This is a genomic window from Gordonia sp. UBA5067 (assembly GCF_002414845.1).
GTDB lineage: Bacteria > Actinomycetota > Actinomycetes > Mycobacteriales > Mycobacteriaceae > Gordonia > Gordonia defluvii.
Genome location: NZ_DIAX01000040.1, coordinates 1 through 24,426, shown reverse-complemented (window position 1 = coordinate 24,426; position 24,426 = coordinate 1). Strand labels below are relative to the sequence as shown.

Sequence of the window (24,426 nt, the reverse complement as noted above, 5' to 3'; positions counted from 1 at the left end):
GGCCTGATCTCGCCGCCGCCGCATCACGATATCTATTCAATCGAGGATCTGGCGCAACTCATCCACGATTTGAAGAACGCCAACCCGCAGGCGCGGATCCACGTCAAGCTCGTCTCCGAGATCGGGGTCGGAACGGTTGCGGCCGGCGTGTCGAAGGCGCACGCCGATGTCGTGCTCATCTCCGGGTATGACGGCGGCACGGGTGCGAGTCCGCTGACATCGCTCAAACATGCGGGTGCCCCCTGGGAGATCGGCCTGGCCGAAACCCAGCAGACGCTGTTGCTCAACGGCTTGCGCGACCGCATCGTCGTCCAGGTTGACGGACAGCTCAAAACGGGGCGCGACGTCGTCATCGCGGCGCTGTTGGGCGGCGAGGAGTTCGGTTTCGCGACCGCACCCCTGGTGGTCTCGGGCTGCATCATGATGCGCGTCTGCCACCTCGACACGTGCCCGGTGGGAGTCGCGACGCAGAATCCGTTGCTGCGTGAGCGATTCACCGGCAAACCCGAGTTCGTGGAGAACTTCATGCGGTACATCGCTGAAGAGGTGCGCGAACTGCTGGCCCGGCTGGGCTTCCGGACCCTGCAGGAGGCGGTCGGACAGGTTGAAGCCCTCGACACGTCCAAGGCGCTCGCGCACTGGCGTGACGCGAAGGCCGGAAAGCTCGATCTGAGCCCGATCCTGGCCCAGGTGGAGTCGCCGTTCATGAACCAGGACCGGTACTGCTCGCGAAGTCAGGACCACGCACTGGACCGAGCGCTGGACCAAGACCTCATCGCCCAGTGCCGGGCGGCGATCGACACCGCGGCACCGATCTCGCTGTCGCGGTCGGTCAGCAACGTCAACCGCACGGTCGGCACGATGCTCGGCCACGAGGTGACCAAGGCGCACGGCGCCCACGGGCTGCCGGACAACACGATCCAGATTGCGTTCACCGGGTCAGCCGGCAACAGCTTTGGTGCATTCGTCCCCGCCGGCATCACGCTGCGACTGGCCGGTGACGCGAACGACTTCGTCGGCAAGGGCCTGTCCGGCGGGCGGATCGTCGTGCGTCCGGCCGGCACGGCGCCGGCTGGCTTTGTCGCCGAGGACAACATCATCGCGGGCAACGTCATCGGGTTCGGCGGTACATCGGGATCCATCTATCTCCGTGGCATCGCCGGCGAACGGTTCTGTGTCCGCAACTCCGGGGTCACCGCCGTGGTGGAGGGCGTGGGCGACCATGCCTGTGAGTACATGACCGGCGGGCGGGTGGTGGTCTTGGGTGCCACCGGCCGCAACGTCGCGGCGGGAATGTCGGGCGGTATCGCTTACTTCTACGACCCCGACGGCCGGCTGGTGGAGAACCTCAATCCGGAGCTGGTGGACATCGAGCAGCTCGGCGTCGACGATGTCGCCTTCCTGCAGGAGACGATCGCGGACTACCGCGATGAGACCGATTCACCGGTTGCCGGGGCGATCCTTGCGGACTTCGACGCGCAGCGGGCGCACTTCCGCAAGGTGATGCCGCGCGACTACAAGCGGGTTCTGCTCGCCATCGAGGCCGCCGAACGCGACGGCCGTGATGTCAACGACGCGATTATGGAGGCGGCAAATGGCTGACACACGCGGATTTCTCAAGCACACCGAGCGTGAGCTGCCCGAACGGCGTCCCGTCGAGCTGCGACTGCTCGACTGGAAAGAGGTCTACACCGACTTCGAGAAGGACACCCTGCGTACGCAGGCGAGCCGATGCATGGACTGCGGTGTGCCGTTCTGTCACAACGGGTGCCCGCTGGGGAACTTGATCCCGGAGTGGAACGACCTGGTCTACCGGGATCGGTGGGCCGACGGCATTGACCGCCTGCACGCCACCAACAACTTCCCCGACTTCACCGGGCGGCTGTGCCCGGCACCGTGTGAGTCCTCGTGCGTGCTGGGCATCAACCAGCCCGCAGTGACGATCAAACAGGTCGAGGTCGAACTCGTTGAGAATGCCTTCGACACGACCGGCGTGCAGCCGGTGCCACCAACGGTGCGGACCGGCAAGTCGGTGGCCGTCGTCGGGTCGGGACCGGCCGGACTGGCCGCGGCGCAGCAGCTTACCCGGGCCGGACACGGCGTCACGCTGTTCGAGCGGGCCGACCGGATCGGCGGCCTGCTGCGCTACGGCATTCCCGAGTTCAAGATGGAAAAACACATCATCGATCGGCGACTGGCGCAGATGACGGCCGAGGGCACCGTGTTCCGTCCCGGCGTGAACGTCGGAGTCGACGTGACCGTCGAGCAGCTGCGGGCGGACTTCGACGCGGTGGTGCTCGCCGTCGGCTCGACCATTGGACGTGATCTGCCGATCCCCGGGCGCGAACTCGACGGCATCCATCAGGCGATGGAGTTCCTGCCGCAGGCCAATCGGGTGCAGCTCGGCGACGCGGTCGACGGCCAGATCACTGCGACGGGCAAGAAGGTCATCATCATCGGCGGCGGTGACACCGGTGCGGACTGTTTGGGAACATCGCTGCGCCAAGGCGCCGAGATCGTCCATCAGTTCGAGATCATGCCGCGCCCGCCGAGTGAGCGCGCCGCGTCGACGCCGTGGCCGACCTATCCGCTGATGTACCGCGTGTCCTCGGCCCACGAGGAGGGCGGCGAACGGGTGTTCAGTGTGAACACCGAGGAGTTCCGGGGAGCCGACGGCAAGGTCACCGCATTGCGCGCCCACGAGGTGCAGATGGTCGACGGGCGATTTGAGAAGGTCGACGGCAGTGACTTCGAGCTCGAGGCGGATCTCGTGCTGCTGGCCATGGGCTTCGTCGGCCCAGAGCGTGCCGACCTACTCGACAAGTTGGGCGTGGACTTCGACGGGCGCGGCAACATCAAGCGCGACGGCGACTTCAGTTCGACGGTGCCCGGGGTCTTCGTCGCCGGCGATGCCGGGCGCGGTCAGTCGCTGATCGTGTGGGCGATCGCCGAGGGCCGCTCGGCGGCCGCGGCGGCGGATCGGTTCCTGATGGGCTCGACGGATCTGCCTGCGCCGATCGTGCCCACCCAGGTGGCTCAGCGCTGACAGTTGCTCGCCCCCGGCGCCTGCCGGGGGCACGCGCTCCGACCGGTGGTGACGGCAGGATTCGTGCTACGGAGCTTTCACCACCGCGGAGTGCGCCGCGAATTCCACTCGGTCGCCCGGGGCCAACTGGCGACCTCGGCGGCGCTCGACCTCGCCGTTCACGCGCACCAGACCGTCGGCGATCACTGCTTTCGCGTCTGAGCCCGAGTCGATGAGGTTCGCCAGCTTGAGGAACTGGCCGAGCCGGATGTTGTCGGTGTCAATGGGGACCTCGTCCATGGACTCAGTCTAGGTCTGACCGGCCCGCCCCCGGCAGGGGCGACCGATCGGTTGCAGCGGCTACCGTGAACGGGTGGAGCAGACGAGTAAGAACAGCGCCGGGAGCCGGTTAGCCGGGAGTCCGGCCCACGAGCGCTCGCGGAACCTGCTCACGCGGATGGCCCGGCCGCGCGGAGTCCTGGTCAATGCGCCGCATACGGCGTCGGTGATTGTGGGCGTCCTCGCGGCACTCTCGCTGCTCTCCTCGTTGTCGCCGCGAATCCGCCACCTTCTGCACGTGCCGCGGACCTTCATCGACGACTACATCATCACGATGCCCGACACGAGCTTCGCCTGGGCCTTTGTGCTGACGCTCATTGCGATCGCTCTGGGCCACCGCAAACGCGTGGCCTGGTGGATCTCGGTGAGCTACCTGCTGATCTACGCCGGCTCCAACGTCGCGGTCCTCATCGACTCGGTACCGCCGTGGCTCGACGGGCGAGTGTCGGGGGACCGCACCCACGCCGCCGTCGGCCTCGGAATCGACCTCGTCGCACTGCTGTTCCTCGTGGTCACCCGCAAACAGTTCTATACCCGGGTGCGACGCGGAGCGGCCCTCAGCGCCTTGGCAACCCTGGTCGGTGGCCTGATCCTGGGCACGCTCCTGGGGTGGGGACTGGTCGAATTGTTCCCGGACACCCTTGCGCGCGACGAACGCCTGGCCTATGCGGCGAACCGGGTCGTCGCCTTCGCCGCCATCGATCAGCACAACTTCGACGGGCATCAGTCGTTCAGCCCGATCAACGGCCTACTCGGCCTGTTCGGCGCACTGGCATTATTGGCCGCGGCCCTGGTGCTATTCCGTTCGCAGCGGCTGAGTGGCCTTATCGCCGAACCCGACGAAACACTGATCCGGGCGTTGATCACCACGTTCAACGACGACGATTCGCTGGCGTACTTCTCGACCCGGCGGGACAAGGCCGTGGTGTTCTCGTCGGACGGCCGGGCCGCGATCACCTTCCGGGTCGAGATGTCGGTCGGAATGGCCGGCGGCGACCCGATCGGCGACCCAGGATCGTGGTCGGCGGCCATCGCCGAGTTCTTCGCCGAGTGTGAGCGCTTCGGGTGGCATCCCGCCGCGATCGGCGTCAGCGAGCGCGGCGCGGCCGCCTATGAGCGGGCCGGGCTGAGCCTGCTCGGCATCGGCGACGAGGCGATCCTGCACCCGCGCGGATTCACCCTGAACGGACCCGACATGCGCAACGTGCGCCACGCCGTGGCGCGGGCGCGCAGGCTGGGGTTGAGCGGGCGAATCCGGCGGCACCGGGACATCCCCGCCGCCGAGATGGCCGGCATCGTCGCGCTCGCCGACGCGTGGCGAGACACCGAGGAGGAGCGTGGTTTCGCGATGGCGCTGGGGCGCCTCGGTGATCGGCTGGACGGCGACTGCCTCCTCGTCGAGGCCGTCCTGCATGCGGACACCGATGATGAGCGTTCCGTCGGCATGCTGTCCTTCGTGCCGTGGGGCCGCACCGGTGTCTCGTTGGACGTCATGCGCCGCGACCGGTCCTCGGTCAACGGGATCGTCGAGCTCATGGTCGTCGAACTGATGCTGCAGGCCGAGGAATTCGGCATCACGGAGGTGTCGCTCAACTTCGCCGCGTTCCGGGAGTTCTTCGAACAGGGCGAACGGCTCGGCGTCGGACCGGTGGTGCGTGCCATGCACGGGGTGCTGACCTTCGCGTCACAGTTCGTCCAAATGGAGTCGCTGTACCGGTCGAATGCGAAGTACCGGCCGCAGTGGGTGCCGCGGTACCTCGCGTTCGAGGATGCCCGCGTCGTGCCTCGGGTGGGCACCGCCGCGATCGTGACCGAGGGATTCATCTCGCTGCCGCGGTTCGCCGGCAAGAGCAAGGAGCGCAGCGGGCCGGCGGCCATCCCCGCCGGCGTCGATCTGGCCGCGCTCACCGCGCAACTCGCCGACGAGGCACAGGCCGGCGTACCGGCGATTCGCCGGCCCGAACAGGTACGGGTCCGGATGAGCAAGCTCGACGGGTTGCGCGCCGCGGGAGTCGAGAGCTATCCCGCGGCCGGGCCCGCGGAGCGCCCAACCCACACGGTCGCCGAAGCGACCGCGGCGGCGGTCGGCTCCGTGGTCGCCGTCGCCGGCCGGATCACCGCACTGCGGGACTTTGGCGGCGTGGTGTTCGCCAATCTGCACGACTGGTCCGGGCAGACGCAGGTGGTCGTCGACGCCGCGGCGCTCGAACCGGGCGCCCTTGACTTCGCGCGAACGGTGGACCTGGGCGATCTGGTGCGCGTGAGCGGGCCGATCGGCTTCTCCCGCTCCGGACAGCGGTCGGTGCTGGTGTCGTCGTGGCGGATGCTCGGCAAGTGCCTGCACCCGCTGCCCGACAAATGGGCCGGCCTGGCCGACCCCGAGGCCAAGGTCCGACAGCGCTACCTGGACCTCGCGATCAACCCGCAGGCGCGCGAGATGCTGGCGGCCCGCTCGACGATCATCACGACCCTGCGCGGGTTCCTTGCCGACCGGGGGTTCTTGGAGGTCGAGACCCCGATCTTGCAGCAGATCCACGGCGGGGCGAATGCGACCCCGTTCACGACGCACATCAACGCCTACGACCTCGACCTCTACCTGCGGATCGCGCCGGAGCTCTACCTCAAGCGGCTCTGTGTCGGAGGGGTGGACAAGGTGTTTGAACTCGGCCGCAACTTCCGCAACGAGGGCGCCGACTTCAGCCACAACCCCGAGTTCACCAGCCTGGAGGCCTATGCCGCGCATGGCGACTACGGCGATATGGCGGTGCTGGCCCAGGAGATGATCCAGGCGGCCGCCACCGCCGTCCACGGGTCACCGGTCGTCGTGCGCCCCGACGGGGACGGCGGATTCGAGCGCGTCGACATCAGCGGCGACTGGCCGCGCCGCTCGGTGTACGAGACGGTGTCCACCGCCGTCGGTGCGGCGATCACCCCCCAGACCGGCACCGAGGCCCTGCGGGATATCGCCCGTGCGCACGGCGTGCCGGTGCGCCCGGTGTGGGACGCCGGTCAGATCGTCGCCGAACTCTATGAACATTTCGGCGAGGCGACGACCACCACCCCCGCCTTCTACTTTGACTTCCCCAGCTCGACCTCGCCGCTCACCAGGCCCCACCGCACCATCGACGGGGTCTCCGAGCGCTGGGACCTCGTTGCCTGGGGCGTTGAACTGGGCACGGCTTACACCGAGCTGACCGATCCGGTGGAGCAGCGGCGCCGGCTCACCGAGCAGTCCATCCTGGCAGCGGGCGGAGATCCCGAGGCCATGGAACTCGACGAGGACTTCCTGCAGGCACTGGAATACGCCATGCCGCCGACGGGCGGGCTGGGGCTGGGCGTAGACCGGATCGTCATGCTGATCACCGGGCGCTCGATCCGCGAATCCCTGCCGTTCCCGCTCACCAAACCGCAGCAGCCATGACAGCGCTTTCGGTGCAACGCCCCGACGGCCGGGCACTTGGATAGGATTCATCCATGAGTTCACCCGAGGAAAAGACTTCGGCGGTCCCCACCGCCGATCTCGTCGACGACATCGGTGCCGCTGTCCGCAGCTGCGACACACAGTTCCGCCGGTTCGGCAACCAGGGCAGCTTCGCCGGGACCGTGACAACGGTCCGCTGTTTCCAAGACAATGCGCTTCTCAAAGAGGTATTGGGCGAGGACAACCCCGGCGGTGTCCTCGTTGTCGATGGTGGCGCCTCGGTGCATACCGCCCTGGTCGGCGATCTGATCGCCGAGCGCGCCCGAACCCACGGCTGGGCAGGTCTGGTCATCAACGGCGCCATCCGCGACGCGGCCACCATCGACGGGATGGACATCGGGGTCAAAGCGCTGGGCACCAATCCGCGCAAGTCGACGAAGACCGGTGCCGGTGAGCGGGACGTTCCCGTCGAATTCGGTGGCGTCCTCTTCCGCCCTGGCGACACCCTCTACTCCGATGCCGACGGCATCGTCGTCGTCGGGCCCGAGGGCTAGGAGAAGGCCACATGCCAGCACCGTCGCCGGCCGTCTTCAAACGGCTGAGCCAACTCGTGGCGATTGATCCCGCGGCCAAGCGCAAGACGCGCCCGATCGTCGAAGCCTTCAGCGGAACGGAGCTGTCGCACATCCCGATCGGTACTGCCAAAGACCTGGAGGTCGCGGTTGCCGCGGCCCGGGTGGCACAACAGGGCTGGGCGGCCCGCACTCCCCAGGAGCGGGCGGAGGTCCTGTACGCCTTCGCGCGGCTGGTTCATCGCGACGCCGATGCGCTGATGGACATGGTCCAGGCGGAATCCGGCAAGGCGCGTCAGTACGCCCAGGAAGAAGTCCTCGACGTCGCGCTGACCGCCCGGCACTACGCGAGTACCGGTCCGGCGGCGCTGGCCGAGCACAAGGTCAAGGGCATGATTCCCGGCGCCACGAGCGTCCGGGTGCGCTACCAGCCCAAAGGTGTGGTCGGCATCATCTCGCCGTGGAACTACCCGCTCACTCTCGCGGTTTCCGACGCGGTCGCGGCCCTGCTGGCCGGCAACGCCGTCGTCATCAAACCGGATAGCCAGACGCCCTATTGCGCGTTGGCGGCGGCCGAGTTGCTCTACGAGGCCGGGTTGCCGCGCGAATTGTTCGCCGTCGTACCCGGTCCGGGCAGCGTCGTCGGGCAGGCGATCGTCGCGCAGAGCGACTACGTAATGTTCACCGGGTCGTCGGCGACGGGTTCGGCTCTGGCCGCGCAGGCCGGTAGGCGACTCATCGGATTCTCCGCCGAACTCGGCGGCAAGAACCCGCTCATCGTCACCGCCGGTGCCGACCTCGACCAGGCGGTGCCGGGTGCGGCGCGCGCGTGCTACTCGAACTCGGGACAATTGTGTATCGCGATCGAGCGGATCTACGTCGAGCAGCCGGTCGCGGCTGAGTTCACCAAGCGATTTGCCGCCCATGTCGCGAACATGACGCTGGGAGCGGCCTACGATTTCTCGGTGGACATGGGTTCACTGGCTTCCGCGGCGCAGGTCGAAGCGGTAACGGCACACCTCGACGATGCCATCGCCCACGGCGCGAAGGTGCTCGCCGGGGGTAAGCGGCGCGATGACCTCGGGCCGTTCTTCTTTGAGCCGACCGTCCTCGCGGACGTCACCGATGCCGCGGCCTGCTTCAAACAGGAGACGTTCGGCCCACTCGTGGCGGTCTATCCGGTGGACTCGGTGGACGAGGCGATCAAGCTGGCCAACGACACCGAGTACGGCCTCAACGCCAGCGTCTTCGCGGGCAGCAGTGCGGAGGCGAACGCCATCGCCGATCAACTGCGCGCCGGCACGGTCAACATCAACGAGGGCTATGCCGCCGCGTGGGGCTCGACGGCGGCACCGATGGGCGGCATGGGGGCCTCCGGCGTCGGCCGCCGGCACGGCGAGGAGGGCCTGCTGAAGTACACCGAGCCGCAGACGATCGCCGAGCAGCGGTTCATCGGGATCGACGGCGTCCGCGGCATACCGCAGAGCCTTTTTCTCGCAGTGACCCCCAAAGCCATGGAGGCACTGAAATTCCTCCCCGGACGGTAGGCCTGCTATGACGACGATAACGCGGACGACGATAACGCGGACGACGATGAAGCGCACGGTGCTGGCCGCGACGGTCGCGGTTGCGGCCGGTGTGATCGGGTCGGGTCCGGCCGGTGCTTTTCCGGGTGTACCCGGTCTACCGGCACCGCATCCGGCCGCTGCGGTGCGACTGGCCGACTGGTACGGAACCGCCTGGTCGGTGACGTTCGTCGCGCCGAACAACGGCGCGTTCATGCTCACCCACGATCACGGTGGCAGTCCGGTGGTACTGGAGCAGCGCAGTGTGAAATACCGCCAGAAGGTGGGGACGCCGTGGAAGCAGTTGGCGGTCGCCCCGCCCGGCTCCGGGCCCGTGTGGGGGCAGTGGAGCACACTGACCGGGTACGACGGCAAGCAGTTCCGGCTGTGTCGTCTTGCTCCCGACGGGAAGCAGTGCACGGCCTATAGCGGCATCATTGTCCCGTAGTGGGGGCCCGGCTAGTTTGCCACGCCCAACCGGGCGAGGATATCGGCGTCGATCGCCGACAGTTCATTGCTGATCGCTCGGTGCGCACTTTTGCGTGCACCGGGATTCATCGACTCGGCCGTGTCCACCGCAAGGGAGAGATTGATCAGACGCGCGTCCATCGTCGCGGAGAAAGCCGCTGCGTCGGCACTCGAGTCCGTCAGGGGCAGCGCGCGCAGGGCATCGCGAGCGGTCGCGATCCGGGCGGCCAGCGGCGCGCCCTTGCCGGCGAATTGTCGCAGCGTCTCCGGTGCCACGCCGGCGCGCGAGGCTTGGTAGTCGGCCAGCTTTTCCCGCGCGACCACCCCGCCCCGGTAGACGATCGGGCCGAGGATGGGCGCAACGATGCGTGCGACGGACAGCACGCGGCGGGCATTTTGCGGCGTGAACTTCTTCTTATTGGCAGCCGCCTCAAGCTCCGCGGTTCGGGCCTTGGCGTCAGCGATTGCCACCCTGGACTCGTGCTTGACCTGTTGTGATGTCGCGCGCTGTTCGCGCCGGTGGGCGCGATCGGCCCGCCGTTCGGTGCGGCGCCGCCCCTGCAGGTCGTCCCGCTCGCGGCGCCGGGCCTCGGTACGCCGCTCTTTGGCGTCGTACTTGGCCTCGTATTTGGCGCGCTGCTTGGCCGCCTTTTTCGCCGCCTTCTTCTCGGCTCGCCGTTCGGCGCGCGGCGGGCGCTGCCCACTCGTGGAGAACAATCCCATGCGGCCACCCTAGTGCCCCGGGGACGGTGACGCCGGTCGTTGGGGTGCGGCGTCGGACCCATCGGTTAGGTTGGGAGTCAATTCCCCGTCCGCCGACGGGCAGCGGTGGAGGCGGTGAGAATGAGTGCGGTGACGCGAAACGCGGCAACAGTGCTGCTGGCCGCCCGCGATCTCTCCGGGTGCGCGCATCGACTGGCGCTGGACAACTCGCCCGCGGCGTCGGGGGAGCGCCCCGTGGCCGACGATTCGGCCGAAGTCGTCCGCCGCAAGGAAGCCGCGGCCCTCCACCGTTCGCAGGTGCGCGAGGTGTTGCGGTCGATTCACAGCGACGAATCTTCGGCGGCATTCGTCGTCGTCAACGGGGGGACACGGGAAGTTCGCGTGTCGCAGACGCTGGCCGCTGCGCAGCGCGGTGCGCGCTGGATCTGGAACGCGGCACTGCCCGATGACCCACTCGACCGCCGCCGAGGTCATTGCGAACTGCTGGTGCACGACGGCGTCGGGTACATCCCGGTGATCGTGGTGAACCACCGCGTGACCAGACCGGTCCCGACCGGTGCCCGGAAACCGGTGGCCGATGGCAGCGGCGAGACGCCGCGCACCATCCTCACCAGCCCCCTGTGGTCCTGGCTGCCCATGCCCGACGCGACGCGGACCCTGCGCCCCAACCGTCGCGATCAGCAGCGGGTGCAGCATCTCACCGAGTTACTCGTCGCCGCCGGGCTGTCCGGTGAGCGGGGTGCGCGGCAGTGGCACGCGGGGGTCATCGGCATGGACGCCGATTGTATCGCCGTGCTCGACGTCGGATCGTTGCGCCCGCAATTCGCGCGTCTGACCTATGAGCGACTCGCCGTCGTCGATCAATTGGCGTCGACGCAGCCGAGCCGAATCAGCGAGTGCCGGGACTGCCGATGGTGGCCGCGCTGCGAGGCCGACCTGAAGGCTCGGGACGATGTGAGTCTGGTGGTGAACGGCATGGTGGCAGAGAGCTTGCGGGCCAGCGGGATCACGACCGTCGCCGGACTTGCTCAGCTGTCCGTCGACGATGAGCCCGCGCAGTGGGGCAACGGTTCGTTTCCCGATGCGATCGCCGCGGCGCGGTGCTACCAGACCGGCGATCGGCTCGTGCGCCGGTCGGTGGCGACGCCCATTGCGCGCGCCGACGTCGAGGTTGATGTCGACATGGAGAGTTACGGCGAGGATGGCGCGTACCTCTGGGGAACCCTGCTGACCGACCGGACCGATACTTCTCGGCCCGTGGTCTATCGGCCGTTCGTGACCTGGCGACCGCTACCGACGACGGCGGAGGCACGGTCGTTCGCGGCGTTCTGGGAATGGTTGCACGAGGAGATGGCGGATGCGCGGGCGCACGGGAAGACCTTCGCCGCGTATTGCTATTCCGAACAGGCCGAGAACCGGTGGCTGCGTGGGTCGGCCCACCGCTTCGCCGGGATGCCGGGCATCCCGGCAAGTCACGAGGTCGAGGACTTCATCGCCTCCCCGCACTGGGTCGACGTCTTCGCGGCGGTGTCGTCGAACTTCTTCTGCCCCAACGGCAAAGGCCTCAAGCGGGTCGCGCCGATCGCCGGCTTCCAGTGGCGTGATGAGGAGGCCGGTGGTGCCGCGTCGATGGACTGGTACGCGACGGCGGTCGGGTTGGGTGGCGCCGCGCCCGACGATGCCCAGCGGGTTCGGCTGCTGCAGTACAACGAGGACGACGTTCGGGCCACGAAGGTGCTGCGCGAGTGGATGGACGGGGATGCCGTCGGCCAGCTGCCGACGATGCGCGATGTGCTTCGACGGCCGGCGGCCGAACACATCCCGGGCGAGGGCGGTGACTGAAGTCGCCAGCGGTCGTCGGCGTCGCCATCGACCGCGAATTCCGAACTCTCCCTGGTGCGAGTTTCGGGCGTGGCGATGGAGCTTGAACTTGCATGTAACTGTATTGTGGAGATTCCGACCACCATTGACGTGCGCCGGGAGCACATCGGAGGGCGCGGGGCGCTGACGTGGTGATCCCAGGACGCCCCAAGATGGGGGTATTCTGAAGAATATTCACGATAGGTTCCCGATCGGGGACGGCGACTGGAGTAGCACATGACGGCACCTGAGAACCGCGCCACCGCCGCGGGCGCTGCCGAAGTCGAGCCGGGTCTCTTCGCGCGACGTCTCGAGGAGCTGTTTCGCACGGTTCCCGGCCCCAACGGCCGCGCCTACAGTGCTAAAGCGATCGCGCAGCGATCTACCTCGCGCGGCTTTCGCCTCGGTGAGTCCTATCTGAGCCAACTGCGTTCCGGGAAGGCCAAGTCGCCGTCGTTCCGGACGGTCGAGGGAATTGCAGCGGCCTTCGGCGTCGATGTCCACTACTTCCTCGAGGACTCGGCCGCGCAGCGCACGCGCACGGAGATCGACAAGCTGCGCATGCAGGCCGATACCGACATCCAGCTCGCTGCTTTTCGCCTGGCCGGTCTTTCCAGCGACAAGGTGACCGTCGTCAACGAGCTCATCAAGGTGCTGCGCCAGCAACAAGGATTGCCCCAGGATCCGCCGGACATCGCCGAGGCTGCGCTCGCGTAGCTGAACTCGGGTGCTACGGCCGCAGCGCCCATTGATAGCGACTGCTGGGAACCAGATCGAGCCCGTCGTCGGCGCCGAAGCGATGGACACTCTCCATGAGTTCGGCGACTCGACGCTTCCGTTCCGCCTCATCGCCGCGACTGCCGTAGAAGGCGTGGGGGTCACTGATCGCGGCCATCGGGAAATGCTCTTCGACGATGGCCGCAACGGGGGGCGAGGTCGGCGTGAGCGGAGATTCGACGATGTTCTGGATGTATGCCGAGGTGTTCTGGGTGCGGATCGCGATGGGCGTGTGCTGCACCAACCAGTACTCGAGATAGTCCGGGGGGCTCATCGTCGGTGGACGCCGCAGCAGCGCGACCTGGGCGAGCACGTCGGCCCGCACCCCGTCAGGGCCGGGCGCCGGATCGAGCCGGACCTTCTCGGTGACCCGGTAGGCGTGCAGATCTGGTTCGGCTACCGCCGCCCCGATCGTCGCGACCAGGTGGGTTAGCGCTGGCATGTCCCGTTCGGCATCGGTCCAGACCGACACCACGCCCGTGACCGCTTTGCCGGGCCCGAATCGCATCGCCCCCGCAACATCGCGATCATCGATGTTGACCTGCAGCCGCGTCGCGCCGGCCGCCCGGAGTTCGTCGCGGAGCGAGCTGGAACGCAGAAGGTCGCCGAGGCCGTCGCCGTGCAACGCACAGATCAGTTTCGTCGTCTCAGCCATTGGCCCAGCCTACTCAGCGCACTCTCACACATGATCGGGCAAACTGGAACCGATATGTCTGAAGAGCACATTGCGGGCCCACTGCGTCCCCATGAGATCGCGCTGGCAGCAGTGCTGGGCGGACTCACCGTCGCGACGATCGTCGTCGCACAGGTACTGCCGATCCTCACCTCGGTGGCCTTGCTCGCGCCGGTGCCGATGGCGCTGGTGGGTCAGCGGACCCGGCCGCGCGCGCTGATCGCCGTCGTCGTCGCCGCGGCCGGGGTCTCCTTCGCGCTGGCCGGCCTGTCTGCCGCGGTGTCGGTGGTGGGGGCCGGCGTGATCGGCGGTCTGGTCGGCGAGCTGAAGCGCCGCCGGCGGGGACTCTGGTCGTTCGCCGCGGCATCGTTGCTCGTGGCCCCGATCATGGGCGGCCTGTCGGTCCTGGTGTTCGTGGTCCTGGTTCCGTTGCGGCGATTGTTGCTCGAGTCGTTGGAGAACACCGTCACCGGGTTCGCCAAAGCACTCGACGAAATCGGCACTCGTCTGCCCGGCGGCGGCCAGGCCGTCGGGCAGATCGCCGACGGGCTGCGCACGATGTCCACGGCCATCGTGCAGTACTGGTGGGCGTGGCTGTGGCTCAGCAGCGCGACGGGAACGGTGCTCTCGCTGTTCGTCGCCTGGTGGCTGGTCGGCGGGGTGATTGAGCGGGTCCGCGCCATCCCGAGCGTCGACACCCTCGATGAGCCGAGTCGTAGGATCGCCGTGTCCACCCCGGGTCCGCTGCCCGTCGAACTCGAGCAGGTGGGATTTCGCTATCCCGGTGCGCGCGAACCCGCGCTCCGGGACGTCTCGATGCGCATCGCCCCGGGTGAGTTCGTTGCGATCGTCGGACCCAACGGCTCGGGCAAGTCGACGGTTGCCAAGATTCTGGCCGGGCGCGCGCCGACAACCGGCCGGGTCCGGCGGCCCGGTGATCCCGGGCTCGGATGCCCGGGAGGCACGGCGATGGTGCTGCAACGACCGGAGACACAGATGCTCGGGGCCCGTGTCGCCGACGATGTCGTGTGGGGACTGCCCGACGACGTGCGCATCGACGTCGAGGAGCTGCTGGCCGAGGTCGGTCTGGCCGGGCTGGCCGATCGCGACACCGCCGACCTGTCCGGCGGACAACAGCAGCGGCTCGCCCTGGCGGCCGCCCTGGCCCGGAATCCGGCTCTGCTCATCGCCGACGAGGTGACGGCGATGGTGGATCCGGCCGGACGCGGCGAACTGCTCAGCGTGCTGGCGGCACTACCGCGGCGGCGCGGGCTTGCCGTCGTTCTGATCACCCACCGCGCCGACGAGGCGGCCGCGGCTGACCGCGTCGTGCACCTTCGCGACGGACAGGTCGACCAGGCGCCACCGCACTGGTTGGCCGGTGCAGGGGAATTCGAGGTGCCGAGCCAGCCGGTGCGGCCGAGCCCACCGATCTCGCCGCACCGGCCGGGGCAGACCCTGATCGAGCTCGACGGCATCGGTCACCGCTATCTGTCCGGCTCGCCCTGGGAGGTGACTGCGCTGCGCGAGGTGACCCTGCGGGTCGCCCGCGGTGAGGGGTTGCTCATCGTCGGCGGCAACGGCTCGGGCAAGTCGACCCTCGCCTGGATTCTCGCCGGACTCACCGTCCCCACGTCGGGAACAGCGCACTACGACGGATCGCCGATCAGCAAGCAGGTCGGCGCGGTGAAGCTCACTTTCCAGCACGCGCGACTGCAGCTGCAGCGGCCCACGCTGGGCGAGGACATTCAGGCCGCCGGCGGCGTCGAGGTGGGCAGCCTCGAGGTTGCCCACCTCCTGGACGAAGTCGGGTTGCCTCGGGAGTTCGCCGCGCGCAGCACTGACGCTCTCTCGGGCGGGCAGATGCGCCGCGGGGTCCTCGCCGGCGCGCTGGCCGGGCACCCGGAGATTGTCGTCGCCGACGAGCCGCTGGCCGGCCTTGATCCGCAGGCCCGGGCCGACGTCGTCGCGTTGTTCGGGCGCATGCGGGCGGCCGGCCTCACCCTGATCGTGATCTCCCACGACCTCGACGAGATCGCGGCGGTCTGTGACCGTCAGGTCGAGTTGGTCGACGGCGTGCTGGTGGACGCGGTCACCACGGGGGTGGCGTGGTGAACGGACTGCCGTTGCGCGAGATCCCCGGGGACTCGGTGATCCATCGTCTGTGGGCGGGCACAAAGCTGATCGCGATCGCGCTGGTCGGCGTACTCATGTGGGTGCTGCCGTCGTGGCCGGCGCTCGGCGCGGTCGCCGTCGTCGTCGTGGGTGTCGCGCTGCTCGCCGGCATACCGCTGGGCGCAGTGCCCAAGCCGCCGTGGTGGCTGTGGGCGCTGGCGGCGGCGAGTGTCGGGCTCTCGACCCTGGTGGCCGGGGTTTCCGGCGGCCTGGTCACCGCCCGCAGCGTACTGCTGGGTCTGCTGGTGATCGCGGTTTCGGTGTTGGTCGTGTGGACCACGCCGGCGGCGCAACTCGCCCCCGCCATCGCCACGTTGCTGACCCCGTTGCGCTGGTTGCGGTTGCCCGTCGATGAATGGGCGGTCGTCATTGCCTTGTGCCTGCGGTCGTTGCCGCTGATGGTTGACGAGTTGATGGTCCTGCGTGCGGTGCATCGGCTGCGCCCGCGCGCACCGTCGAACGTTCGGCATCCGGCAGCGCAACTGACCCTGGTCGACATGGTGGTGGCGGCGTTGTCGTCGGCGTTGCGCCGTGCCGGGGAGATGGGGGAGGCGATCACCGCTCGCGGGGGGACCGGGCGACTGACGGCTGATGCGGCGCGCCCGGGGCGGATTGACTACATCGCGCTGGGCATCATGGCGGTCGTCCTGGCCGCCGCGATCGCCGGGTCGCTTCTCATCGAGGGCGCGATGTAGAGGCGGACGGCGAATTTCGTCTGAAATAGAGCGCGCCGAGGGCAATCTGCCCTCGGCGCTTTCTATATCAGACGAATTTGGTCAGGACGGGACGACCAGCCCGGCCCCCTGGGTGCGGGCGCGGTCGAAGCGCTCACCGGCGTCGGCCCAGTTGACGACGTTCCACCATGCCTTGACGTAGTCGGGCTTCACGTTCTGGTAGTCGAGGTAGAACGCGTGCTCCCACATGTCGAGCATGACGATCGGGATCAGGGCTGCGGAGGTGTTGCCACTCTGATCGGTCAGCTGCTGGATCACTAGGTGTTGGCCGACGGTGTCGTAGCCCAGGATCGCCCAGCCCGAACCCTGCAGGGTCGAGGCGGCCGCGGTGAAGTGCGCCTGGAACTTGGCGAAACCACCGAAGTCGTTGTTGATGGCGTCGGCCAGGTCGCCGGTCGGCTCTCCGCCCCCGTTGGGCGACAGGTTCTTCCAGAAGATGGAGTGGTTGGTGTGACCACCGAGGTGGAACGAAAGGTTGGCCGAAAGGCCGAAAACCTTGTCGGCGATGGCGCCGTCCTCGCGAGCCGCGGCCAGCTTCTCCAGTGCGGTGTTGGCGCCCTTCACATATGCCGCGTGATGCTTGTCGTGATGGAGTTCCATGATGCGGCCAGAGATGTGGGGCTCGAGCGCGCCAAAATCGTAGTCCAGATCGGGCAGGGTGTATTCAGCCACAGGTCTTCCCTTCGCGGTTTCAGGTCGGTTGACCCTTCCACCGTATCCCTCTGTGGTGGGCCCGTCAGCACGATGCCCGGGCCGTGCGGTCAGAACGCGAGGATCAGCAGCAGGATCGTCAGCGGAACGATGGTCGCCAGCGTCCACAGGCAGGAGCCGGAGATGTTGTACGTCGGCCCGTTGTCCGTCGACAGGTCGGTCAGATGCGTGGTCATCGCCATGGTTGTGGTCCCCCTACCTTCTGAACTTCCGTACCCGGGTCGTCGTCCGTACCGTGCGATTCCCGGTCCCTCGATCTCCGGCGCACCGCCCCCGACCAGTGAACTGCATCACAGGCCGATGTGATGCTCATCATAGACATCGGTAGTTGGAGATCTCAAATTCGGCTATCGGAACCGTCTTCCGCCGCACCGGGGCGGGCGTTCCGCGGCGTAGAATCGCAGCTATGTCTTGGGGCTCTTCGCACGCAAAGCAGACGATGGTCGATTCCATAGCTGCGCTGCCGGGACGGGGAACACCGACGCCGGTCGCGTCGAAGAATCTGGTTCTCGGTGCCCCGATGGGGTCAGCAGGCGGGCTGTGCGACTGGGGTCCGGGACGGCATGCGGTGATCCTTGGCGGCGGTTGTTTCTGGGGTGTCGAGGAGATCATGTGGCAGGTGCCCGGCGTCTATACGACCGCTGTCGGCTATGCCGGTGGATACACGCCCAATCCGACCTATGAAGAAGTCTGCTCGGCGCGCACCGGGCATGCCGAGGCCGTCTTGGTCGTCTTCGACGAGGCGCGCACCAACCTCGAAGCCATTCTGCGCATCTTCTTCGAAACGCATGATCCGACCCAGGACATGCGGCAGGGAAACGACGTCGGCACCCAGTACCGGTCGGCGATCTTCACCTGCTCGCCCGCTGACGTCCGCACCGCGCGTGCCGTCGCCGAGCGCTTCACGCCGGCGCTGTCGGCGGCGGGGTACGGCGCGATCACGACGGAGATCGGCGAGCTGGGCGACATCGGCGACGGGCAGTTCTACTACGCCGAGGACTACCACCAGCAGTATCTGGCGAAGAACCCCGCCGGCTACCGCTGTCACGCGGCCACCGGGGTCAACTTCCCGTCGTGATATCTCTCGAGCAATGGAACCGCACCCTCCTTGCTCGGCAGCATCTGTTGGCGCGTATCGATGAGGATGTCATCGAGGTCCTCGACCGCTGCGTCGGAATGCAGGCCCAGGACCCGCGACCGCCCTTCGTCGCACTGTGGGCGCGGATCGACCGATTCGATCCCGTCGACTACGACGATCTCCTGCTCGAGCGGGAGATTGTCCGGTCCGTGGTGCTGCGCGGGACGCTCCTCACGATGGACGCGCACGACGCCCGGTGGGTGCGTGCCCTGGTGCAGCCGCGGATCGATGCGGCCGTCCGCCGATCCCATCCGCTGCCCGGCGGCGTGGACGCCCGGGCCGTCGTCGACGCGGCTCGGGAGGCTATCGACGGGGCCGCAATGCCGGTCCGCGAGTTGCGCGACCTGCTCGGGCAGCGGTGGCCGACGGCTCCGGTCGCCGACTTGATGGCGGTGGTGCGCTGCGGTCTACATCTGGTGCAGGTACCGCCGAGAGGAACGTGGCGTTCATCCGGATCCGATGAACCGGCGTATGCCCTGCTCGATGACTGGATCGGGCCCGGGGAGCCCGCGGTCATCGGCGACGAGGCCCGCCGCGACCTGATCAGTATGTACCTGCGGGGCTTCGGGCCGGCGAGCATTGCCGGGATCCAAACGTGGTCCGGTCTGACTGGGTTGCGGTCGCTCGTGCAGCAGATGACGGACGATTGGGAGCTGACCCGAATCGACGGCCCGAACGGGGAGGAGCTCTACGACCTCGAGGGCCTTTCGATCTCCGCCGGAGACGAGTCGGCGCCGGTTCGGCTGATCGCGCCCTTCGACCACATCCTGGTGGCCCAGGCGCCGGCCGATCGGATTCGCATCGCCGATCCGGGCCTGTACGCCGCGACCGTCACGCGCAATGGCCGCAGTCCGGGATTTGTGCTCGTGGACGGGCGCCTGGCCGGGACGTGGCGGATTGCCGACCGGTCGGTCGACGTGGACTATCTCACCGACGTCGGCCCCGCGCAGCGCCGCGAAGTCGATCAGGAGGCGCAGCGCCTGACGGCGTTTGTGGCAGCTCAGTAGTCGAAATCCACAGTTATCCACACGGTATCCACAGGCCGTGGCTGGTTGTGGGAACGGGTCGAAGATGGCGCGAACCGACGCCGAGAATTCGCCATAGTGTCGGAAGTCCGCCACATTTCCCCCGTTTGCGTGACGCTAGTCACAATTCTTGCTCGCCAGACCGGAGGTGGTCATGGTCCGTTCACTTTCGTGAAGACATGCCCGGCCGCACCTCGTGGACGACAAGCCCGGTGGTGTGCTCCGACCTGTGGATATCTTGGTTCGGCTCGGAAGCGCTAGCGGGCGTGCCGGTTGCGAGGGCGATGACCAGCGACCGTCGAGCAGCTGACGGGCCGACGTTGATGCCTCCCCGATCGCCGACGTGTGCCACGATGGAAGCATGCCCGCATTCGAGCAGGTGCCGGTTACCGAGCTGCCCGACGACTTCACCAACGAGGTTGACAAGGTGCTGCTCGATATCCGTGAGCCCGACGAGTGGCGGGACGGCCATATCCGGGGTGCGCTGCACATCCCACTCGGCCAGGTGCCGGAGCGAATCGATGAGATCGACCCCGACGCGGAGGTGTTCGTCATCTGCCGCACGAGTGGTCGGTCGTTCCGGATGCTCGAATACTTCGAACACGTCGGCCGCGACGCGGTGTGCGTCGAAGGCGGCATGGTTGCCTGGGAGGCCAGCGGTAAGCCGGTCGAGACGGCGGAATGAGGTCCCGATGACCGAACCGTCCGACGACCGGCTGGTCGACCTGTGTCGTACCTGTCGAATTCAGGCTCCCCACCGTGCGGGGCGGACGCGTTGTCCGCGCTGCAACAGCATTCTGGTTGTCGTCACCGGTGATCGGGTGGCGCAGGCGCTCGCGCAGCCTCGGCTCCCGGATCGGCAGGTACCGCGTCAGCGAGTCGCCGGATACCGTCGCGGTAGCGAGGCGAAGGTGCGCTGGGTCGCCCAGCGACCGCCGGAGGCGCGCCCAGCCCCGCGCCGCGGACCGCGCAATACCGGGACGCGGGCCACGCCGCGCTACACCGCCATCCCGGCGTGGGGCCTGCCGGACCTGCCGGCGAGCTGGCGGGAGATTCCCGCGGAACAGCAGGCGCGTGCCGAAGCGATGCGGTTCAACGGCGCCGCCCGCTACAGTGCGATCGCCCTGGCGCTGTGCGCCCTGTTCCATCTGATCCGGTACGCGGTCACGATTCTCGGCCGCGGACGGTTGATCCCGGGCTGGCTCGATATTGCGACATCGAGTTTGGCCGTGCTCGGCGGCCTCGCGGCGGTGGCGGCCGCGGTGTACGGGCTGTTCTACTTCGGCCGATGGGTGGTGGCGATGCGGGTGCTGGCGTACCGGCACGGGCACCGGCTCGATCCGCGTCCGCGCTGGGTGCTGTGGCTGTGTTCGGTGGTACCGCTGGGGAATGTGTTCAGCGGTCCGTTTGTGGTCCGCGAAGCGGCGCTGGTCGACGAGCGTGTGTCCGGGCCGAGGTCTCTCGCCGCCCTGCGGAAGATCTGGGTCGCGTGGGCGCTGGTGAACGCGTTCGCGCTCATCGCCATCCTCACCCGGTGGGCCGGCAGCCGCAGCGGCAGCCTGCAGACTCAGGCCGACTCCCTGGTCTGGACCATTGTTTCGGCGATCGTGTCAGCGGCCTTTGCCTGGTGGATGGTGCCCCGGCTGATCCAGGTCTTCAGTCCGACCACTGTCGAGGGGACTATTCGCCCCCGCCGCCGCTGGGTCAACGCGTGACCGCCGCGCGGGTATCGCGATCCGGCAAGCCCGCCGTCGTCGCGCACCGAGGTGCGTCCGGCGATGCGCCCGAGCACACCCTGGCCGCCTATGAGCTCGCGCTGACGCAGGGAGCCGACGGGCTCGAGTGCGACGTGCGGCTCACCGCCGACGGCGAGCTGGTATGCGTTCATGACCGCACCATCGACCGCACCTCCGATGGCAGTGGGATCGTCAGCGAGTTGCCGCTGGCGCAACTGCGCGACTACGACTTCGGGAGCTGGTACGGGGGGAAGCCGGCGACGGTACTGACCCTGGAAGAGTTGCTGACCTTGACGCTGGACTGGCATCGGCCGGTTCGGCTGTTCATCGAGACCAAGCATCCGGTCCGGTTCGGAAGCCTGGTCGAGGAGAAGCTGCTGGCGATGTTGCGACGCTTCTCCGTGGCATCGCCGCCGTCGGCCGATCACAGTCGAGCAGTGGTGATTTCCTTCTCATCGGCGGGGGTGTGGCGGATCCGCCGGCACGCGCCGATGCTTCCGACAATCCTGCTCGGCGACACCGCGCGGGTTCTCGGCGGCAGCGCCGCGACCGCTGTCGGTGCGACGGGGATCGGGCCGTCGATCGACACGCTTCGCCTGCACCCGGACTTGGTGGACCGGGCCGCGGCCGCCGGCCGGGTCACCTACTGCTGGACGGTCGACGAACAGTCCGACGTGGCGATGTGCGCCGAGATCGGGGTGCGCTGGATCGCGACGAACCATCCGGCGAATGTGCGTGACTGGCTGGTCACGGTCTGAGTCCGTCCCGGTGGCGCCTCGGCTAGCGGCCGGCGACACCCGATCGTGTGACAAGGTTGAACCATGGGTAAGAAGAGCAAACGCGGCAGCGGACCACGACCGGGTAGCGATCGAGCCGAGCGGGTCGCCGCGCGCAAGGAACGCCAGGCCGCCGCGGCGGCACCGAGACGCCCGTTCGCCGGGCTCGCCGCCGAGTGCGATCTCGTTGCGATGCGGGCATTCGTGTCGTCGGCGACGGCGCGGCTGACACTGCTGGAGGCGGGGCCGCCCGAGCCCGAACTGACGTCCGTCGTACCGGACGACGACCCCGGCCCGTCGGTGCAGAACGACGGCGTCCGCAACCACGTCAGCGTGGCGACGGTGCTACCCGGCGCCGTGGGCGCGATGGTGCGCGACGGCAAGGGGGCACGCGAGGGATTCGCCGGCCTGCAGATCGATCCGGAGCCGGGTGACATCACCGGTGAGTTCGCCGCGGCGATCGAATGGGCGGCCCATGCGAAGGCCGGCGAACCGTACCGGGGCACGGCCACGAACACGACCCTGGCCGAGCTGATCGACGTCGGCGCGCCGCTCGACATCACCGTGCACGAGGACTTTTCGTGGTGGTACGCGCCGGGGGCGCCGCTCGACGCGGGGGTCCAGGAGATGCTCAACCGGGCCGCCGACACGATCCTGCCAACCGCGCGAATGACTGCCAAGAGTGGGCTGGGCGCGCCGTGGTGGGTCAATGCCGGCGACCGCGCACATCTGCGGTGGGTTCGGCCCGAGGACGAGGATGCGGTGATGACGGCGCTCGCGCGGCTGCATGCGGCCGGCCGCCTCACCCTGGGCGAGGGTTCGCGCTTCGCGGGCTCGTTCCGCACCCACGGCCTGCTCGTCCCCGTTTTCGACCTCGATGTCGCGAAGCAGGCCGAGCATTGGTATGACGGTCTCGACCAGTTCGACGCCTGGCTGGTGGCGGCCATGGCCGATACCGCTGAGCTCACCGCCGAGCAGCGGCGGTCCCGCGCCGGAATCCGTACCCGGCAGGTGACATTGCGGGTCTAGCCGTTGGCCTTACGATGGCACGATGACGCAACGGACGAAGTTCCAGCAGCTGCTGGCCGATCAGATCACCAACGAGTTCGCCGCAAGCCAGCAGTACACCGCCATTGCGGTGTACTACGACAACGAGGACATGCCGCGACTCGCGCAACACTTCTACGAGCAGGCGGTCGAAGAGCGCAACCACGCGATGATGATCGTGCAGTACTTCCTCGACCGGGATCAGGCTGTGGAGATCCCCGGCATCGACCCGCCCCGCAACAAGTTCGGCGACTACACCGAGCCGATCAAGTTGGCGCTCGGGCAGGAGCAAGACGTCACCGAGCAGATCGTCAATCTGGCCCGCGTCGCGCGTGATGATGGCGACTATCTCGGCGAGCAATTCATGCAGTGGTTCCTCAAGGAGCAGGTCGAGGAAGTCGCGACGATGACGACGCTGCTCACCATCGCCGAGCGGGCGAATGGCAACATCTTCGACCTCGAGACCTTCGTCGAGCGGGAGATCAATGGCAAGGGCGGTGAAGGAGCCGCCGCGCCGGTGGCCGCGGGCGGCAACCTCTAGCCGATCGCCCCGCCGTCGTTGCTGGTTCCGGGGTCGACGGCGAGGCCGCGGGCCAGCCGGGCGAAGAATTGCTCGGTATTGCTGCCGATGGCGAGGGAGTCGCCGTCTTGACTCCACATCGGGCCGCCGGTGGGCACGGTCGCCATCGTCGGGGATCCGCGCAAGGACCAGGCAAGGGCTAGTAGATTCCACGACCGGTCGTCGGTGTCGACGGTCAAGGCGTCAACGATCCCGTTGGCGAAGGGGAGAAGGCGGAACGGGTTGAGCAACACCCCGGGACTGGTCGCCTTGGCCATCAGGGCGGCGAATACCTTGCGCTGATTGACCACGCGTTGCAGGTCGGCATTGGGGAAGTCGCGGCTACGGACCAGCCCGAGTGCCTGGCGGCCGTTGATATCCTGACAGCCGGCCTTCAAGCGAAGACCGGCCTTGGGATCGCGGAGCGGCTCCTTCAGGCAGACGTGGATGCCGCCGACGGCGTCGACGACATGGGCGAACCCGCCGAAGCCGATTTCGGCGTAGTGGTCGATGTGCACGCCGGAAATCGACTCGACGGTCCGGACCAGCAGTTGCGCGCCGCCCATGTTGAAAGCCGCGTTGATCTTGTGATGGCCGTAGCCGTTGGGGATTTCCACGTAGAGGTCGCGCGGGATCGAGATGATTGCCGTCTTACCGCTGGTGGGTGTCGAGATGAGCATCATCGTGTCGGTGCGGGCACCGCCTTCGTCGGGCCCGGTGGACAGTTTTCTTCGTTCGGCCGGGGTCAGCCCGTCGCGCGAGTCGGTGCCGACGACGAGCCAGTTCGTGCCCGGTGTGGGGCCGATGCGGCCGGCGAACGACAATGCGTTCACCCGGTGCAGTTTGCCGTCGAAATAGACGAGTCCCCCGGCGGCGGCGACGATGGCGGCGACCAGTGCGATGAGCGCCAGACTGACGACGCCGCGCACCGACGCGAGACGCCGCCTTTTCGTGGGGCGACTGCGCTGCGGACCCATCGACGGGGTGGGCGGGTGTCCGCGGCCAGGCCGGCGATCGGCCGCTGGACGGTTCGGCAGTTGTGCCCTTGGAGCGGCGCTGGGGCTCCGGGCGGGGGCTGGCAGCGGCTCGGGCGTTTGCGTGG

At 68.0% G+C, this 24,426-nt stretch carries 23 protein-coding genes; 17 read left to right on the top strand and 6 right to left on the bottom strand.

Annotation, left to right across the window (positions count from 1 at the left end):
- Together B4M62_RS06355 and B4M62_RS06350 are read left to right on the top strand one after the other, a co-directional pair.
- Positions 1-1,602, top strand: a 1,602-nt coding sequence (locus tag B4M62_RS06355) for a glutamate synthase-related protein (RefSeq protein ID WP_290706137.1), incomplete at its 5' end; no start/stop codon positions are given.
- A complete protein-coding gene (locus tag B4M62_RS06350) occupies positions 1,595-3,046 on the top strand; it encodes a glutamate synthase subunit beta (protein WP_290706136.1) in 1,452 nt (483 codons plus the stop codon). The genes B4M62_RS06355 and B4M62_RS06350, both read left to right, overlap by 8 nt.
- Positions 3,047-3,112: 66 nt before the next feature.
- On the opposite strand, the gene B4M62_RS06345 is transcribed toward B4M62_RS06350, so the two are convergent.
- Positions 3,113-3,325 carry an RNA-binding S4 domain-containing protein gene (locus B4M62_RS06345; protein WP_290706135.1) on the bottom strand — a complete coding sequence of 71 codons (213 nt, stop codon included), beginning with the start codon at positions 3,323-3,325 and terminating at the stop codon, positions 3,113-3,115.
- Between the two features lie 73 nt (positions 3,326-3,398).
- Here B4M62_RS06345 and lysX point away from each other — a divergent pair, with 73 nt between their 5' ends.
- The 4 genes from lysX to B4M62_RS06325 are packed head-to-tail and all read left to right on the top strand — an operon-like array spanning position 3,399 to position 9,370.
- Positions 3,399-6,785 carry a bifunctional lysylphosphatidylglycerol synthetase/lysine--tRNA ligase LysX gene (gene lysX / locus B4M62_RS06340; RefSeq protein ID WP_290706134.1) on the top strand — a complete coding sequence of 1,129 codons (3,387 nt, stop codon included), beginning with the start codon at positions 3,399-3,401 and terminating at the stop codon, positions 6,783-6,785.
- Between the two features lie 53 nt (positions 6,786-6,838).
- On the top strand, positions 6,839-7,339 hold the full coding sequence (gene rraA / locus B4M62_RS06335; protein WP_290706133.1) for a ribonuclease E activity regulator RraA: 501 nt from the start codon (positions 6,839-6,841) through the stop codon (positions 7,337-7,339).
- A gap of 11 nt (positions 7,340-7,350) precedes the next feature.
- The gene (locus tag B4M62_RS06330) at positions 7,351-8,904 is read left to right on the top strand and encodes a succinic semialdehyde dehydrogenase (RefSeq protein WP_290706132.1); all 1,554 of its coding nucleotides are present in this window, start codon (positions 7,351-7,353) and stop codon (positions 8,902-8,904) included.
- A gap of 46 nt (positions 8,905-8,950) precedes the next feature.
- A complete protein-coding gene (locus B4M62_RS06325; RefSeq protein WP_290706131.1) occupies positions 8,951-9,370 on the top strand; it encodes a hypothetical protein in 420 nt (139 codons plus the stop codon).
- 11 nt (positions 9,371-9,381) lie between these two features.
- Here the strand turns inward: B4M62_RS06325 and B4M62_RS06320 are convergent, their stop codons facing one another.
- On the bottom strand, positions 9,382-10,113 hold the full coding sequence (locus B4M62_RS06320; protein ID WP_290706130.1) for a DUF6474 family protein: 732 nt from the start codon (positions 10,111-10,113) through the stop codon (positions 9,382-9,384).
- A 120-nt stretch (positions 10,114-10,233) separates the two neighbouring features.
- On the opposite strand from B4M62_RS06320, the gene B4M62_RS06315 reads away from it, so the two are divergent.
- Positions 10,234-11,955: a TM0106 family RecB-like putative nuclease gene (locus tag B4M62_RS06315; RefSeq protein ID WP_290706129.1), complete on the top strand. Its 1,722-nt coding sequence runs from the start codon at positions 10,234-10,236 to the stop codon at positions 11,953-11,955.
- 255 nt (positions 11,956-12,210) lie between these two features.
- Positions 12,211-12,690: a helix-turn-helix domain-containing protein gene (locus B4M62_RS06310; RefSeq protein WP_290706128.1), complete on the top strand. Its 480-nt coding sequence runs from the start codon at positions 12,211-12,213 to the stop codon at positions 12,688-12,690.
- 13 nt (positions 12,691-12,703) lie between these two features.
- Here B4M62_RS06310 and B4M62_RS06305 read toward each other — a convergent pair whose 3' ends face one another.
- Complete coding sequence (locus B4M62_RS06305; RefSeq protein ID WP_290706127.1) at positions 12,704-13,405, bottom strand: EthD domain-containing protein; 702 nt, start codon at positions 13,403-13,405, stop codon at positions 12,704-12,706.
- Positions 13,406-13,459: 54 nt separating this feature from the next.
- Here B4M62_RS06305 and B4M62_RS06300 point away from each other — a divergent pair, with 54 nt between their 5' ends.
- Positions 13,460-15,538 (top strand): DUF2232 domain-containing protein, encoded by a 2,079-nt coding sequence (locus tag B4M62_RS06300; protein ID WP_290706126.1) that lies wholly within the window; start codon positions 13,460-13,462, stop codon positions 15,536-15,538.
- Complete coding sequence (locus B4M62_RS06295; RefSeq protein ID WP_290706138.1) at positions 15,535-16,293, top strand: energy-coupling factor transporter transmembrane component T family protein; 759 nt, start codon at positions 15,535-15,537, stop codon at positions 16,291-16,293. The genes B4M62_RS06300 and B4M62_RS06295 overlap by 4 nt, the downstream gene beginning before the upstream one ends.
- A gap of 81 nt (positions 16,294-16,374) precedes the next feature.
- On the opposite strand, the gene B4M62_RS06290 is transcribed toward B4M62_RS06295, so the two are convergent.
- Positions 16,375-17,004, bottom strand: a complete 630-nt coding sequence (locus tag B4M62_RS06290) for a superoxide dismutase (RefSeq protein WP_290706125.1) — start codon at positions 17,002-17,004, stop codon at positions 16,375-16,377.
- A gap of 89 nt (positions 17,005-17,093) precedes the next feature.
- A complete protein-coding gene (locus B4M62_RS06285; protein ID WP_290706124.1) occupies positions 17,094-17,219 on the bottom strand; it encodes a hypothetical protein in 126 nt (41 codons plus the stop codon).
- Positions 17,220-17,449: 230 nt separating this feature from the next.
- Between B4M62_RS06285 and msrA the strand changes: the two genes are divergently transcribed.
- The 7 genes from msrA (at position 17,450) to B4M62_RS06250 (ending at position 23,306) form a co-directional block, all read left to right on the top strand.
- Positions 17,450-18,121: a peptide-methionine (S)-S-oxide reductase MsrA gene (gene msrA, locus B4M62_RS06280; protein WP_290706123.1), complete on the top strand. Its 672-nt coding sequence runs from the start codon at positions 17,450-17,452 to the stop codon at positions 18,119-18,121.
- Positions 18,118-19,188, top strand: a complete 1,071-nt coding sequence (locus tag B4M62_RS06275) for a winged helix DNA-binding domain-containing protein (protein WP_290706122.1) — start codon at positions 18,118-18,120, stop codon at positions 19,186-19,188. Before msrA ends, B4M62_RS06275 begins: the two co-directional genes overlap by 4 nt.
- Before the next feature lie 379 nt (positions 19,189-19,567).
- Positions 19,568-19,891, top strand: a complete 324-nt coding sequence (locus B4M62_RS06270) for a rhodanese-like domain-containing protein (RefSeq protein ID WP_290706121.1) — start codon at positions 19,568-19,570, stop codon at positions 19,889-19,891.
- A gap of 7 nt (positions 19,892-19,898) precedes the next feature.
- The gene (locus B4M62_RS06265; protein WP_290706120.1) at positions 19,899-20,921 is read left to right on the top strand and encodes a DUF4328 domain-containing protein; all 1,023 of its coding nucleotides are present in this window, start codon (positions 19,899-19,901) and stop codon (positions 20,919-20,921) included.
- Positions 20,918-21,700: a glycerophosphodiester phosphodiesterase gene (locus tag B4M62_RS06260; RefSeq protein WP_290706119.1), complete on the top strand. Its 783-nt coding sequence runs from the start codon at positions 20,918-20,920 to the stop codon at positions 21,698-21,700. The genes B4M62_RS06265 and B4M62_RS06260 overlap by 4 nt, the downstream gene beginning before the upstream one ends.
- Positions 21,701-21,763: 63 nt before the next feature.
- Entirely contained in the window at positions 21,764-22,747 is a 984-nt protein-coding gene (locus tag B4M62_RS06255; RefSeq protein ID WP_290706118.1) for a DUF5926 family protein, read from the top strand.
- 22 nt (positions 22,748-22,769) lie between these two features.
- Positions 22,770-23,306, top strand: a complete 537-nt coding sequence (locus tag B4M62_RS06250; RefSeq protein WP_290706117.1) for a ferritin — start codon at positions 22,770-22,772, stop codon at positions 23,304-23,306.
- On the opposite strand, the gene B4M62_RS06245 is transcribed toward B4M62_RS06250, so the two are convergent.
- Complete coding sequence (locus tag B4M62_RS06245; protein ID WP_290706116.1) at positions 23,303-24,253, bottom strand: LCP family protein; 951 nt, start codon at positions 24,251-24,253, stop codon at positions 23,303-23,305. The two genes, B4M62_RS06250 and B4M62_RS06245, sit on opposite strands and share 4 nt — an antisense overlap.
- Positions 24,254-24,426: the final 173 nt, after the last annotated feature.